This window comes from Bacillus thermotolerans, from assembly GCF_000812025.2.
Classification (GTDB): Bacteria; Bacillota; Bacilli; order Bacillales; family Domibacillaceae; genus Quasibacillus; species Quasibacillus thermotolerans.
The window spans coordinates 38988-53789 of sequence record NZ_JWJE02000010.1 but is presented as its reverse complement, the minus strand read 5'-3'; the positions used below and the strand labels follow the sequence as shown (position 1 = coordinate 53789).

Here is a 14802-nt window from a genome sequence, read left to right as displayed (position 1 = left end):
TCCTTAGGATGCGTTGATACTAATGCTTCTCAGTTTACAGTGAAAGAAAAGTGGAGTATGGTAAAAAGCGATCTATACGTTAGACACTTATTTGTATGTTTGTCTAAAATAAATAGCTAGCATGAAAAGGAGAGTATAGGGAAATGACAACTATGTCTACCACACAAGTAACGAATGATTTCAAAAAAATCGTGGCAGAACGACGTTCCATTAAGCGCTACGATCCATCAGTGAAAATTAGCCGTGAAGAGATGGAGGATATCCTTACATTAGCTACACGTGCTCCATCTTCAGTGAATATGCAGCCATGGCGCTTTCTCATTATTGAAAGTCCCGAGGCAAAGGCTGTGCTTGCTCCGTTGGCAAGTTTCAATCAAACACAAGTAGAGACATCATCAGCTGTTATTGCCGTTTTCGGTGACTTGAATAACTTTGAAAAATTCGAGGACATCTATGGGGCAGCTGTAGAAAAAGGATATATGCCGAAAGAGGTAAAAGAACAAATTCAAGCGTCCTTCTCGGGCTATTTTGAGAACATTTCACGAGAGGAAATGAAAGACGCGGTCTTGATAGATGCAGGCCTTGTGTCTATGCAGCTAATGCTTGCTGCCCGTGCGTACGGATATGACACGAATCCGATTGGCGGATATGAGAAAGACAAGATTGCCGAGGCGTTTGGGTTAGATAAAGAGCGCTACGTTCCAGTTATGCTGATTTCTATGGGGAAAGCAGCCGATGATGGATATCCATCTGTGCGTCTTCCTATTAACCAGGTTGCTCAGTGGAAGTAAAAAATGGATATGATTGAGTAGATTGCGGGATTTGTCTCAAACGAGGCAGATCCTTTTTTACATGATATGAATTATTTTTATATTGCGATTGATATTCATCGATATAACGATTAAAATTATCGATATAAATAAGGAGGGACGAAATGAGAAAGCGAAGAGGATTTGTTCAGATGGCCATTCTGCATCTATTAAAAGAAGAAGCTATGCACGGTTATCAAATCATGAAAGACTTGGAGGAGCGGTCAGAGGGCGCATATTCAGCAAGTGCTGGCACGGTGTACCCCGCTCTTCAAGAGTTATTGGAACGAAATTTAATCGAACTCGATGCCGCATCAGGCAAGAAGGTCTATTCAATCAATGAGAATGGCCAGAAACGGTTAGAGGAAGCAGCCAAACAGAGAGAAGGCGATTTTTGGATTGAATGGAAAGAAAGAATGACATGGAAGAACTCCGAGCAGGCAGTACAATTAAGAGCTGCGATGGATCGATGGGAAAAAGAACTTTGGAAGGCTGTCAAGCAAGCACGAGGAAATCCAGAGAGCGCGCTTGAATTAACTGCCTTTATTGAAGAAATGACAGACCGTCTAAAAAAGAATAGCGTGAAGTAAGGAGACAGACCATGGAGGCTATCAAAAAAATGCTTCATTATATGAAGCCATATACCTTGTTTGCTGTCTTAGGGCCGATCCTCATGTGTATTGAAGTGGCCATGGATCTTTTACAGCCAACCATTATGCAGAGGATGATTGATACAGGCATCGCCAATCAAGATAATGGTTATGTAGTAACATTAGGACTTATGATGCTGCTGAGTGCTTTTATTGGATTGATTGGGGGAATGGGAAGCTCTATTTATGCTTCGAAGGCTGCGGTCCATTTCGCTGCAGATATTCGCCGTGATGTATTTAAGAAGACAGGGCAATTTTCCAGTCGGAATACAGATTCATTCGGTATCGGCAAATTAATTACTATTGCGACAAATGACATTGAAACACTGAAACAGGCAGTCATTATGACCTTGCGTGTCTTTGTGCGGGGGCCTCTGCTTTTTATAGGATCTGTTGTGATTGTTTGGTTTACGGCACGAGAATTGTTTCCTGTACTGCTGGCAGTCATCCCTCTGCTTATTGTTTTTATTTATTACTTTTCCGTACGGTCGGGGAAGCTTTTCTCTAAAGTGCAGCAAGCGATGGACCAGGTTAATACAAAGCTTCAGGAAATACTGGCAGGCATTCGGGTAATTAAAGCATTCGATCGGCAGGAACATGAGAAAAGCCAGTTTAAGAGTGTCAATGACCATCTAATGAAACGGAATATGACAGCTGAGCAGCTTATCTTAACCTTAATGCCGATTATGATGTTTATTGTGAACGCCGGTGTCGTTGCCGGGGTATGGATGGGTGCGATAAAGGTAAATGAAGGCACACTGCAAGTCGGGGTTATTTTGGCTTTCATTAATTACTTAAACATCATGATGAATGGATTGATGAGCAGCAGCAATGTACTTATGCAAATTGCCCGTGCTGTTCCTTCAGCTAAACGAATTGTGCAAGTGCTGGATACGAAAGTGGATATAACGGAACAGAACCAACCGGACATAGCGGAGGAGCTGCGCGGTGAAGTAGAGTTTAGACGAGTGAGCTTCAGCTATAGCAGGAATGGAGAGTATGTACTGAAAGATATTTCATTTAAAGCAAAGGCGGGGCAAACCATCGGAATTATCGGTTCAACCGGAAGTGGAAAATCGACACTTGTCAAGTTGATTCCCCGCTTGTATGATCCTGATTTAGGAAATATTTTCATAGATGGCACAGATATAAAGGAGCTGCCTCTTGGCACACTCCGTGAAGCCATTGGGTTCGCACCTCAGAAATCTATGCTGTTTTCTGGAACTATCGAGGACAATTTGCGTTTTGGAAAAGAGAAGGCCACCATGAATGAGATGGAGCAGGCCGTGCAATCAGCAGCTGCCTCTGAGTTTATTGACCGGTTTGATGCCAGATTTGAACACCAGCTTATGCAAGGAGCAACCAATTTATCCGGGGGACAAAAGCAGCGCCTATCCATGGCGCGTGCGTTTATCCGTCAACCTCGTATATTAATTCTGGATGATTCGACCTCAGCGATTGATGCATTGTCAGAGATGGCTGTGCAGCAAGCCTTAAGAAAAGCCCATCCTGAGACAACCGTATTTATTATTTCGTCGAAAATATCCTCCGTGATGGATGCGGATCAAATTTTAGTAATGGAAGATGGAAGAATAGAAGCCCTCGGGTCACATAGTGAGTTGCTGGTTAACAGTGAAGTCTACCGTGATATTTATTCTTCCCAAAGTGGAAGGGAGGTTAAGTATGTATGAGTAAGCCTGCTTCACCGCCAAATCCTAACATCATTAATCGGGCACGAGGTCCGAGAGGGATCAGCGGACCGGTTGAAAGGGCAAAGGACTGGAAGGGGACCATCAAACGGATTTGGACCTATATGGAGAAACAAAGGGCCGCATTGATTGCTTCGATCACCTTTGTCGTGATCTCCACCTTGCTGGGACTTCTCGGACCTTATATGATTGGAGTCATCATTGATGAGCACATTCTTCCAAAGGATATATCGGGGACATTTAAGTTTTTGATAGTGCTTGCCGCCGTCTATTTAGCAGCAGCTGTATTTACTTGGCTGCAAACCTTTATGATGGTTCGGGTATCCCTCCGAACGATTCGAACATTGAGACAAGATTTATTTGATAAGCTTCAAACCTTGTCGCTGCGCTTTTTCGATAAGCGTACTCATGGTGATTTGATGAGCCGGATAACGAATGATATTGAGAACTTAAATAATGCCTTAAGTCAAAGTGTTGTTCAGATTTTTTCATCTGTTTTAATGGTTGCAGGAGTAGCGATCGCCATGTTTTCACTCAATTGGCTACTCGCCATTGTCACGCTTCTTGTGATTCCGGTGATGATATTTACCACGAAGAAGATCATTGCTTACAGCAGCAGCTATTTTATTAAAAGACAGCGTGATTTAGGGGAATTAAACGGGTTTATTGAGGAATCCATTTCAGGAAGTGAAGTAACATCGCTTTTTGGAAAAGAAGAAAAAATGAATCAGCAGTTTTCAGCTTTCAATGAGCGGCTGCGTCAATCAGCGATGTCGGCAGATACGGTTTCAGGATTTCTCGGACCAGTGAATAACTTTATTAATAACATGGGAATAGGTGTGATTATTGCTGTTGGGGCAGTAATGACCGTTCAAGGACAAGCCACGGTTGGAATTATTGCTGCCTTTGTCACCTATTCAAGACAATTCTTTCGCCCAATCGGTCAGCTTTCTAATTTATTAAACCTGTTCCAATCGGCTATAGCTGGTGCGGAGCGTGTATTTGAAATTATGGATGAAACGCCGGACATATCGAATCATAAGAATGCCGTCGCCGTTGATTCATTGAAGGGACATGTAGAATTTTCTCATGTCGATTTTGATTATGGAGAAGGCAAACCTGTATTGAAGAACATTGATTTTCAAGTGAAGCCGGGCGAGAAGGTCGCACTCGTCGGTCCAACGGGCTCAGGAAAGACCACTATTATTAATTTGTTGATGAGGTTTTATGATGTGACAGGTGGTGAAATAAGAGTGGACGGCCGGGATATTCGCGATTATGAAATTAGCAGTTTTCGCGGAAAAATCGGAGTTGTTCTTCAAGACACCTTTCTATTCTCGGGAACTATCATGGAAAATATTCGTTATGGACGTCTGCAAGCAACCGATGAGGAAGTTATCGCAGCGGCAAAAATGGCTTCAGCCCACAGGTATATTAAACACCTGCCTGAAGGTTATCAAACGCGTCTTACTTCTGGCGGGTCTAACTTAAGCCAGGGGCAACGTCAACTGTTAGCCATTGCTAGAGCTATTTTAGCTGATTCAGAGATTTTAATTTTAGATGAAGCCACATCAAGCATTGATACAAAGACTGAAGTAGAAATTCAAAAAGGCATTCACCGACTGATGGAAGGGCGCACAAGCTTCGTTATTGCCCACCGTCTAAAAACAATTGAGCATGCAGATCGTATTCTGGTTATTCATCAAGGAGAAATCATTGAGTCAGGAACACACCAGGAACTCCTACAGAAAAAAGGATTTTATTTCAATATGTATAAAAGTCAGATGAGCTTATCCGTTTAATCGGAAAGTTCGAAGGAGAAGACAGCGCAAGGAAAGGCTGTGCTGGCTAGTAAATTGTTAGTGGAGGGCGAGTGTGTGAAACAGCTATTTAAAAGAAATAAGACAGCTGTACTATTAGCGTTTATTATCATTTTGCTTATTGCCGGTTGGCTCGATATTCGATATAAAGGGTTATTCTTTCAGCTCTTACCTGAATCGGTGCAATCGTATGTGACTGATAACACTTAGGCAATGGGGAGCTTTTCGTAAAAAGCACTTGGTAATTGAAGAACAGGGTATGGGCCATATTCCGATTCCATACCCTGTTTTGCTTGGGCTTTACTCATCCGCCGGGTAATGAAAGGCATATAAGAATTTTAGGAAGTCTTCAAACAGAAGGGAGGCTTCGCCCTCTTGTTCGCCATTTCCAGCTACACTGGTTTTGATCGAGCCTCCCCATATTTGGAGACTGTCATTATTCGGGTTGTAAAAATAGACACGAGTCAGTCCTTCGGAGTCGTGGTCTACTCGTTGAATCAGTACAGCATGAGCACCCAGAATCTGGCCCGACTGATTGTAGATTGTAATGCCTGCCGGCTGTGGAAGCCCCTCATTCACCTTCGGGTTGTGTGAGGGATGATAATGCCGGTAGAATCGAGCGGCAAAGATAGGATCGTTGTAAATATCTGAAAACCCTGTCCATATTCCTTTGATTTGAAAAGCGGGATTCACCCACTTATGAGGGTCCTGCTCGCGTTTGTTGGCTAATCTTAGCATTTCTAAATAAACGGAGTTCAAGTGTGGAACTAACAGCAGTGACACTGTATCAATATTGGCCTTATCGTCGAGTGGGACATGTGGAAGTGCAGCAGAGGAAAGAGCTTTCCCTTCAAAATCAAGAATGATCTCATTGTTTTCAAGAAAATGATTATACATTTTTAGCAGCAGGGCCGGTTCTGTCTGTGACCAGTAACTGAGTGCCCTTGTGGATTGACAGGTTGGGTTAAATCCTTGGCCAATGCCTAAAGGCTGACCTAATACGCTGATCATGCCTGAAATAACGTGAGAGCGAAGTACCTCCGGCTCGGATCTTTCATACACTCTCTTCAGACTATTTTTCACTTTTCGATGAAGAGAGATGTTCACGAGCCTCTGCATTTCTTTAACGAATTCATCCGTAAATATTTTTCGCTGCAGGAGGCGCATAAGCCCGTATATACTTCTTCCTGTTTGAATGGTGATGGAAGAGATGAGAGATGAAATAAGCGAAAGATGCAAATGCAAATGCTCCTTGGCCGTTTCATCTGCAGCCAGCAGATGCGGCAGAAGATTTGGCTTTTCTTCATTAATATAATTCAAGAACACTGGATGAAACGAAGAAACGAGTCCTGTCTCCTCCATGGAAGTACGCAGCTGCTCGGCTTCTCGTATTAGCAGCAAATCGTCGCTGGCTTTAAGCATTGTTACATATTGATCACCGGCAGCAGACATGTCGGATGGAGAATAAACGGCCTGCTCATAATGCATTAAACTTGAAGGTTCTTCCCGACCATCGGCCAGCCTCTTTGCACTAGCAATCAATTTCAAGATTTTATCCGTGACAATCGGCCGCTGAACCGCTAGATTATTTACTTCCTGATACAGGCTTTGAAAAACAAGGGGAGAAAAGCAGTGTTCAGAGATGAATCCTAAAATTTCTGATGCCTGTTTATCCTTATATAACTGTTTCACCCGGTTTTCTTCGGTTTCTTTCATCAGCAACAGGTCCAGGTTCAAGGCTAAAATTTTTGCCAGAAATTCAACCGCTTCATTTGCAGTTATTTCAGGGTGTATATACTCGCCTTTAGCGATAGCAAGCATTCTAAGGTTACTCATGGCTTCAGCTGCTGCCATGGCACCACCGGCATGTAAAGTGCCTCTCACGAGAACGGGGTTAAGCTTCCGAACATTTTCCCATGGCTTTCCTATGAAAACTCCGGCTTCATCGAAGAGATGTGCATATTGGTAAAGCTTTTGAAGACCATCCCTTTCCTCAAGCAGATTGGCAGCTTCCTCAAAAACAGCTTGCTGAAACAAGCTTTTCGTAAACACAGGAGTCCGGCGCAACTGATTCAAGGCTCTTTCGAATGAATCTTCTGACGCAAATAGAAAAAGTCCCATATATCCAATCCCTTTCCAGCATATTGTCTTCTGTGACAATGTGACCGAATTTGGCGAGGCTGTCTGATGACAATCGGTAATCGAGCTCCTTCCGAGCGCCTTGAAGGAAGACAGTACTTTCCAACTCAAAGCGATTGACAACGTTATTTATTATAGTATATTGCCAATTTACCCATTATATTAAGGTTTCTATGTCTGATTGGGTAGAAGAAAGTAAAGTGATTAGGGAAAAGGGTGTAGCTGGCAAACTCGTTTCGAAGCTATCTTTATTATATGAAGCGGCTTAATAAAGGGAGTAGGTTATTTTATTAGGGCGTGGGAGTATTTATGTGAAGAGCCTAGCTGTAAATCACTGCCTGCTAGACGACAACCTTCGAAGCATGCATGTAAAGCTGAAAAAAGAGTGGAGGACCACGAAATCACCTTTCGGGTCCTCTTAAACTTCTTGTTATTGTTTCATTTACTGATAGGCTTAAATTTTTTTATCATGCCCATACGTAGTTCTTACCCCAGCTCTCTTTGGCAAGTGCTTCTACTTGTGCAACAAGGCTGTCCTCAACCATGTAAATATCGCCTTGCTGGAACAGGTTGTAGTGGAAAGCGTACATTCTGGAAACAAATTCATGGAATGGAAGGGAGGATTCTCCCTCAAGTTCACCAAAGCCTGTTACAGTCGCTTTGATGTCCTGTCCCCAATTCTGTCCGCTGTCATTATTAGGATTATAGAAGTAAACCCGATAACCCCCATTTTGATCCTGATTAATTCTCTGGATAGTCACTGCATGAAGACCAAGCAGTTCTCCGTGTACGTTGGTGATAAAGATTCCAACCGGGTTTGGGTACACCAATTCACGGCCTTCATTGTAATCAGGGTGGTGAGTGGCATAGAACAGTTTAACGAAAGCGGGATAGTCTGTCACCTTTAAAGTGGCTTGATTAATCACATTAATAAAGCCGGTAGGAATCCAGCCGCCGTAAAATTCGGGGTTGACCCACTTATGTCCATCCTCTCCCCGAAGGAGTGTCCTCTTCATCATCTCGTTATAGATCTTATCAAGATGAGGAACAAGAAGGCTGGATACAGGATCAACGTCCTGCTGAAAGTCCGTAGAGACTCCGCCTTCAAGCAAGCTTGACTGAATGGCTTCGCCTTCAAAAATCATGCTGATATTGTTGTCGCGAGCGGCACTGGCAATGTAATCCAGCAGCTGGACGATGCCATACTGGGACCAAAGAGAGATGGCTCTGGCAGATTGGCAGGTAGCTTGGAGACCTTGTCCTACACCAAGCGGCTGGCCAAGAACGCTAATCACGCCCGCAACCAGCAGCCCATTAAGGCTAATTCCGCTCTGTTTATGTTCAGGCCGGAAGAGAACCTGGCGTGCTTGAGCATGAATAGGGAGCTCAAACAATCGACGGATAGCAGGGACTACCTGTTCCTGTGCCAGCACTTCTCGTTCAAGGAGTCTTTTGAGTCCATAGATCGCCTGGCATGTTTCTGGATAAATCGAAATCTGGATCACATCATGAATGAGCTGTCTGTTAGCTTTGAAGCTCTCTGTACCAGCTTCTGAAAGATCAAGAGATTTCGGGATATTGTCACTGTCTTTCCGATTAAGGAATCGAATCAGCACAGCATGGTAAGGAGAGACTAGACCCGTGTCGTTTATGGCTTCTGCAAACGATCTTGCTTCAATCTCAATCTCATCCTCGTGGGCCTTCTCTAACCGCAGTCTGTATTCTCTTTGGTTTGATACATCCTGGCTTAATGGTGTAGGTCCATTCACGGCGCATGCATACTTCTCAAGTGCTTCTGCTGTCTGTTCATCGATACCGCTGTCAATTAACTGCCTGGACATATTAATCATTTTTAAAATACGACCCGTTGTAATTGGGCGCTGGACAGTCAGACGCTCGATTTCCAGAACAATTTTAGCAGCAATCGCATTCAAAGAAAGCTCCTGTCCAAGGTAGTAGAACAAGCGCTGGGCCCGGAATACATGATCATCCAGCTTTGTGCGGTACGTTTCTGTTTTTGAAGGGAACAGAAGGTCAAGGTTAAGAGCGAGCACTTCATTTAGAAAAGCTCCTGCTTCTTCCTTGCTCACTACAGGATGTACATAATCTCCCTTTGCAATCGAAAGCATTCTCATTTCGCTCAATAATTCAACAATAGAATTGATGCCTTTGTCTCTTAATGAACCCCCAACGAGCGAAGGCTCCATTTTTGTAATATCTTCCCACAAACCTGCATAAAAGACCCCTGTTTCATCGAAACGGTGCGCATGGCTGTAAATGACAGACAACCCGTCAAATGAGCCGGCAAGCTCAGTCGCTAGCTGAAAGACCTCTGTCTGATACATGCTTTTGGCAAATGGCTTAGCCTGCTCAAGTTTTTCTAAAGCAATTTCGAATTTGTCTTTTAAGATAGCTGTCTGCTTATCAATTGTTTTCTCCACTATCAGATTACTCACCCCTGTATTCGCTCCTTACAGATAAAAGTTATAGTTCTCATATTGTAGTAAAAGGTCTCTCACGACCTCGCTGTCTTCCCCGAAGAGGAAGATGGTCCCGTAGTGATTTCCAAAGCCTACTCGTTCCGCTACTTTAGATGTGACAGGAATGAACAGGTCATGTTTATCAAAATAAGGGTGGTTTTTAAGTTCCTCCGGTATATCCAGCCCCTCGATAACTCTAGTGTTTGGATAAACCATCAAGCTGGCAGCATGGCCTTTTGCCGATACGATTTCTTCAGGGAAGAAGGAAGCGATCTCTTCTTCAGTAGTATCAGGGTCGCTGCATAGTACTTGAGCTTGGAATGGGCTGAAGCCGTATGCCTTTTCAATCAATTCAAAGATATGTCCGCCTGGAACGCGTCCAGCTACTTCGCCGAAATACAGTGTACCGTCAGGTGTAATGAAGTACTCTGGGTGGATCATTCCGTATTTAATTTCAAAGGCATCCACTAATTGTTCGATAGCTGCCTTGATCTGCGGTCTCCATTTCTCAAGAGAAGGAGAAGCTGGTACGAAGTTGGAATGTCCAAGCTTCACGTATTCAGTGATATTTAAGAAGCGCACCTTGCCGTTATGGATAAAGGCTTCACAGGAGAATTCCTGGCCTTCTAGATGGCTTTCCATCAGAAGCGGAAACTCTTCATTCGTTACTTGTTCAATATCTTGCTCTTTTCGAATCATCCGGTGCCCGACTGTACCGGCTTTATTCAATGGCTTTACATGGATAGGCTCCATATCTCCATCTACTTTAATCAATGCTTCATTTACCCGTTTAAAGAAGCGGTAAATGTCCCCTTTGTTCTCTGCTTCCTCAAAAATTCCCACTCGGATGCCGGCTAATTGTGCTTTACGCTTCATTAAGCCTTTATCTCTTAACAGAAGAGATTTATGAAAAATACGCGGGTCGTCTTTAAGCTTGGCATTTAGGATACCAGCCCACTCGACTGTTTCTTCATAGATTGGAACCGTAATCTTTGTATGAAGTGCTTTCAGCTGTTCATAGAGCTCATCGGATCGGGTTAATAGACGCTCATCAAATTCCCACGGGATAAACGGAATATCATTTGCTTTGGCGAACTCCTGGAATTCTGGCGGTCCCACAACAACGTACGGACGATCCATTTTGTCAACGGCTTCTATTGCTGGTAAGCTCCAGCCTAATAATGCGGTTGTATTCTCCATATTCTCTACCATTTTACTAACTCTCCCTCTTTGTGAAGTATGTACTTTGTCTTAGCCACTTTCATTCTATCAAAAATATTTTCCATTAAAATATAAACTTTTCTCACTATTTCGACAAAATTATTGTTTTTATTTTGAAATACTAAATAAAAAGGCGACTTTGGCAGTAATTTGGTTTGATTTCGACAAAAAAACCCGGTTTCAAAGGGATGAGTTAAGGGATAGAATAGATGGTGCAATAGCTACTGTTTGCTTCATGAATAATAAAAAGTGATCAGCATACCTAATGCCGATCCAAACTCAATGGGCTTGTTATTTAAAATATAAACAAAGGGGAGCAAAACTGATGAGCGATTGGTATACCAGGTTAATGGATTACTTTCCAGAGAAGGAAATGAAATCTAAAGAGCATTTTGACATCCTTTTACAAGAGAAGAAAGGAACCTATCAACTAGAGGAAAGCCGGGATCATGTTCTCTTATATTCTGAAAACTCAAATTATGTATTCATTGATTATATTTTGGTGTTCGGCAAGAGACGTGGCAAAGGGATAGGCAGTATTGTTCTTGATCAGCTGAAAGAAAAGGGGAAAGCGATTATACTGGAAGTGGAGCCGGTAAATCTAATGGATCCCGACTCAGAAAAAAGGGTAAGATTCTATGAAAAGAACGACTTCACAAAAATGGAATCTATTCGTTATGAGAGAATTCATGCGGTGACGAGCGAGCTAAACAAAATGGACGTCTTTGCCTGGACGCCGGTCCCTGTGTCAGAAGAGTGGGTGTGTGACCAAATGAAGGATGTGTACAAGCAGGTACATACGTATAAATATGAAGAAATGTACGGTTGTCAGCCTCAGCCGGTTTCAGAGGTTTTAAGACTTGGAGAGTTAACGTACAGCCGAGTATAATCAAAATCACAGCGCTTTTTCAAGCGTAGTAGTCTAAAGGCTTATCGTCGGACGGTAAGCCTTCTTATTTGTATAAAAAGACCTTCAAATTGTCTTTCTGGTCCAGGGTAGCGAGCAGGACGTTTTTCACCTCTGTCTGGTACAAGCTTTCTAAGCGGGAAATGACCCAGCTTTCTTCCTTTTGAGCTTTTTTTAGTTCTTGGCCGTTGATCCTGCCTTCTTTAATGATAGTCTTTGGAAAATCGAAAGACTCCGTTTTTATTTGGAGTGATTCAGGTGTAAGCGGTTCGTATTTGGGATCCAAAAAAAACCGAAAGTTTCCCTTCTGCTTCCCAAATGGCTAAGGCTACTTTTTTAATATCCTCTGCTTTCTCTTTTCGCAATTCCTCTAACAAAACATCAATTGATATCCTTGCTTTTTTCAGCCCTTTATAAAGAATCTCTCCATCTTGAACAACCGTGATTGGCGGGTGGTTAATAATTCTTCTGAACGCTGGCCAGCGAAGGATCAAAAAAAGATTTCCCAGATACAGGGTTACCAGTACAACGGTTGTGATCACTGATCCTTTCAGCCCGAGCTCTTCATCAGATAACGGGTGGGCGATAATGTTGCCGATGACCAAAGCAATAACGAAGTCGAGAAGCCTTAATTGGGAGATGGCACGCGGTCCTATCGTTTTAGCTACGATGACTAGAAAGAGATAAGCGATTACTGCTCGAAGAGTCCATTCCATAGCCGTAAGTGTTTCCTGGCCTTGAAAAAAATCCACATTATACACATCCTTTCACCTGGTAAGCTACCAATTAGTGTAACACCGAGGCGGCTTTACTAACCGGTGATTCAATAATAAATTTAACGAACTGAGAAAGCATGCCGTGTTTAATAAGGGAAGCGTGTGAAATAAGAAATAGAGGGAAATAGTAAAGGTAGCCGTACGTGCAGCTATATGACCACAGACAAAGAATACAGAGAAGGAAGTGGGTATAAATGATAAAGATCACCATACCAACGCCCGACGTAACGATTACCAAGCAAAACAACCCAGAGCTAAGCAACATTTACGGGTTTACAGATTTTCATCAAATCCCTAGAGACAAGGGCGGCATCTTTATGTTTTACAATAATAAGAAGGAGTTATTGTTCGTAGGGAAAGCAAGAAAGCTGCGCCAGAGAATTAAAAAGCATTTCGAAGATAATGTTTCTCCGATCAAAACACATCGGGACGAAGTGACGAAAATTCAGGTTTGTGTCGTTGATGACCCTGTGCACAGAGAGATTTATGAGACTTACATCATTAATGAACAAAAGGCCAAGTATAACATAGATAAAGCCTTCTTCAGGTAGAAGCAGCAGGAAGGCTTAGTTTGCCTTTTATCACAACAGAAAAAAGCATGGCTTCTTTATTCGGAAAGCCATGCTCTTTTCTGTTCACTTAATTTCGTTTGTCTCTTCTTCTCTTCTGAGAAGGGGCAACTGACCGGATATCTTTTAAAAACGATATGCTCATCAGAATGATAACAATGGCAAAAGGCAGGGCTGCAATGATGAGCATGTTTTGCAGACCTTGAGTCCCTCCGAAGAAAACGACCACGGCCGCCATTGCTGATTGAACCAGTCCCCAGGTAACCTTTACAGAATTAGCTGGGTTTAAGCTGCCGTTTGTGCTCAGCATGCCAAGAACAAAGGTGGCTGAGTCCGCAGATGTGATAAAGAAAATGGCAATGACCACAATGGTTAATATAGACAGGAATGTGCCTAGCGGATATTCAGCCAGCACGCCAAATGTAGAGGTTTCCAGTGAGAACTCGGAAATAGCTGAAATACCAAGCTGTTCAAGTCGCAAGGCTGAAACGCCGAAAACAGCGAAAAAGATAAAGCATACAAGTGACGGCAGCAAAAGTACACCAAACAGGAATTCCTTTATGGTTCGTCCCTTTGAAATTCTAGCGATGAAAATCCCGACAAACGGAGCCCAGGAGATCCACCAGGCCCAGTAGAAGATTGTCCAGCTGTTGATCCAGCTTCGGTCTTCTTCATCTAATGGCGCCAGTCTCAGGCTCATGTGGAAGAAATCTGTGATATACGTACCAAGAGTATGTGTGAACATGTTAAGAATGTACATGGTAGGACCCACAATGAACAAAAGAATAAGCAGAAGTGCGGCCAGTCCCATGTTAATATTGCTTAAATACTTAATCCCTCGGCCGATGCCGGACCAGGCTGATAGAATGAACAAGACGGTTGCCACAACTAAAACAATTAGCTGGATCAAAAAGCTATTGGGCGTGTCGAATAAAAAGGATAATCCGCCTGTTATTTGTGCGGATCCAAAGCCAAGCGTAGCAGCTACCCCTACGATGGTGGCAAAAACAGCCAGTACATCAAATAACTTGCCAAGTGCTCCTCTCATAAGTTTTTCACCAAATAATGGCGTGAGTGTCGCGCTAATCAGGCCAGGAGCTCCGCGGTTGAACTTAAAGTAGGCAAGCACCAGCGCTACAATGCCATAAACGGCCCAGGCATGTATACCCCAGTGGAAGAAGGAATACTTTAAGGCTTCCTTGACGGCCTCATCTGTCCCTTCTTTAACGAGAGGGCTATTGATAAAAGCATGTGAGATTGGCTCAGCGGTTGTCCAAAAGACAAGGCCCATTCCCATTCCTGCGCTAAACAGCATGGCAAACCAGGAAGAACGGCTGAATTCAGGTTCGTCTCCTTCTTTTCCTAACTTCATGCGGCCAAACCGGGAAAACATCAAATATACACAGAAAAGAAGAATGAGAAGAACGAGCAATAAATAAAACCATCCAAAATCCATTAAAATCTCACTCGTGATAGCAGACGTAAAGGAATTTAAGTTTTCCGGGGCGACTGCTCCCCATATGACAACTATTAAGGAAATAGCAATAGCGTACCAAAATACTTGTGTTGCTTTTTTCATAATTCACCTCTTTAAATTATGGCAGTAATAGTATCAAACATTTGCCATAGTAACATACATTTCGTTTTTTTGCTTCTATAGTCAGTAAAAACAAAGAATATGGCTGTTTTCCTCTTATGAAGGAAAAGCAGCTTCTCCTTTTC

At 43.0% G+C, this 14802-nt stretch carries 11 protein-coding genes and 1 pseudogene; 7 read left to right on the top strand and 5 right to left on the bottom strand.

Features of this window, described 5'->3' with window-relative positions:
• Window positions 1-152 precede the first annotated feature (152 nt).
• The 5 genes from QY97_RS06275 to QY97_RS20610 all read left to right on the top strand — a co-directional run bounded on the left by QY97_RS06275 (window position 153) and on the right by QY97_RS20610 (window position 5198).
• Entirely contained in the window at window positions 153-791 is a 639-nt protein-coding gene (locus QY97_RS06275) for a nitroreductase family protein (RefSeq protein ID WP_039238701.1), read from the top strand.
• 143 nt (window positions 792-934) lie between these two features.
• Window positions 935-1399, top strand: a complete 465-nt coding sequence (locus tag QY97_RS06270; RefSeq protein WP_052728936.1) for a PadR family transcriptional regulator — start codon at window positions 935-937, stop codon at window positions 1397-1399.
• Between the two features lie 11 nt (window positions 1400-1410).
• Entirely contained in the window at window positions 1411-3150 is a 1740-nt protein-coding gene (locus tag QY97_RS06265) for an ABC transporter ATP-binding protein (RefSeq protein WP_039238609.1), read from the top strand.
• 122 nt (window positions 3151-3272) lie between these two features.
• Window positions 3273-4970: an ABC transporter ATP-binding protein gene (locus QY97_RS06260; protein WP_408606243.1), complete on the top strand. Its 1698-nt coding sequence runs from the start codon at window positions 3273-3275 to the stop codon at window positions 4968-4970.
• Window positions 4971-5045: 75 nt separating this feature from the next.
• Window positions 5046-5198, top strand: a complete 153-nt coding sequence (locus QY97_RS20610) for a hypothetical protein (RefSeq protein ID WP_166701677.1) — start codon at window positions 5046-5048, stop codon at window positions 5196-5198.
• Window positions 5199-5288: 90 nt separating this feature from the next.
• Here QY97_RS20610 and QY97_RS06250 read toward each other — a convergent pair whose 3' ends face one another.
• From QY97_RS06250 to QY97_RS06240, 3 genes are all read right to left on the bottom strand, one after another.
• Window positions 5289-7109 carry a hypothetical protein gene (locus QY97_RS06250; RefSeq protein WP_052728935.1) on the bottom strand — a complete coding sequence of 607 codons (1821 nt, stop codon included), beginning with the start codon at window positions 7107-7109 and terminating at the stop codon, window positions 5289-5291.
• A 485-nt stretch (window positions 7110-7594) separates the two neighbouring features.
• Window positions 7595-9583 carry a hypothetical protein gene (locus tag QY97_RS06245; protein ID WP_232506251.1) on the bottom strand — a complete coding sequence of 663 codons (1989 nt, stop codon included), beginning with the start codon at window positions 9581-9583 and terminating at the stop codon, window positions 7595-7597.
• A gap of 15 nt (window positions 9584-9598) precedes the next feature.
• Window positions 9599-10819: an ATP-grasp domain-containing protein gene (locus QY97_RS06240; RefSeq protein ID WP_039238607.1), complete on the bottom strand. Its 1221-nt coding sequence runs from the start codon at window positions 10817-10819 to the stop codon at window positions 9599-9601.
• 334 nt (window positions 10820-11153) lie between these two features.
• On the opposite strand from QY97_RS06240, the gene QY97_RS06235 reads away from it, so the two are divergent.
• Complete coding sequence (locus QY97_RS06235; RefSeq protein ID WP_039238605.1) at window positions 11154-11717, top strand: GNAT family N-acetyltransferase; 564 nt, start codon at window positions 11154-11156, stop codon at window positions 11715-11717.
• A gap of 64 nt (window positions 11718-11781) precedes the next feature.
• Here QY97_RS06235 and QY97_RS06230 read toward each other — a convergent pair.
• Window positions 11782-12487 (bottom strand): annotated as a pseudogene (locus QY97_RS06230) (DUF421 domain-containing protein).
• A gap of 218 nt (window positions 12488-12705) precedes the next feature.
• Here QY97_RS06230 and QY97_RS06225 point away from each other — a divergent pair.
• Window positions 12706-13062: a nucleotide excision repair endonuclease gene (locus QY97_RS06225; protein ID WP_039238603.1), complete on the top strand. Its 357-nt coding sequence runs from the start codon at window positions 12706-12708 to the stop codon at window positions 13060-13062.
• 88 nt (window positions 13063-13150) lie between these two features.
• Here QY97_RS06225 and QY97_RS06220 read toward each other — a convergent pair whose 3' ends face one another.
• A complete protein-coding gene (locus tag QY97_RS06220) occupies window positions 13151-14659 on the bottom strand; it encodes a BCCT family transporter (protein WP_039238601.1) in 1509 nt (502 codons plus the stop codon).
• Between the last annotated feature and the right edge of the window lie 143 nt (window positions 14660-14802).

Bases quoted from the DNA above. Each gene is read 5' to 3' on its own strand.
- QY97_RS06275 (WP_039238701.1), top strand. From the start codon at position 153: ATGTCTACCACACAAGTAACGAATGATTTCAAAAAAATCGTGGCAGAA.
- QY97_RS06270 (WP_052728936.1), top strand. From the start codon at position 935: ATGAGAAAGCGAAGAGGATTTGTTCAGATGGCCATTCTGCATCTATTA.
- QY97_RS06265 (WP_039238609.1), top strand. From the start codon at position 1,411: ATGGAGGCTATCAAAAAAATGCTTCATTATATGAAGCCATATACCTTG.
- QY97_RS06260 (WP_408606243.1), top strand. From the start codon at position 3,273: ATGGAGAAACAAAGGGCCGCATTGATTGCTTCGATCACCTTTGTCGTG.
- QY97_RS06250 (WP_052728935.1), bottom strand. From the start codon at position 7,109: ATGGGACTTTTTCTATTTGCGTCAGAAGATTCATTCGAAAGAGCCTTG.
- QY97_RS06240 (WP_039238607.1), bottom strand. From the start codon at position 10,819: ATGGTAGAGAATATGGAGAATACAACCGCATTATTAGGCTGGAGCTTA.
- QY97_RS06235 (WP_039238605.1), top strand. From the start codon at position 11,154: ATGAGCGATTGGTATACCAGGTTAATGGATTACTTTCCAGAGAAGGAA.
- QY97_RS06225 (WP_039238603.1), top strand. From the start codon at position 12,706: ATGATAAAGATCACCATACCAACGCCCGACGTAACGATTACCAAGCAA.
- QY97_RS06220 (WP_039238601.1), bottom strand. From the start codon at position 14,659: ATGAAAAAAGCAACACAAGTATTTTGGTACGCTATTGCTATTTCCTTA.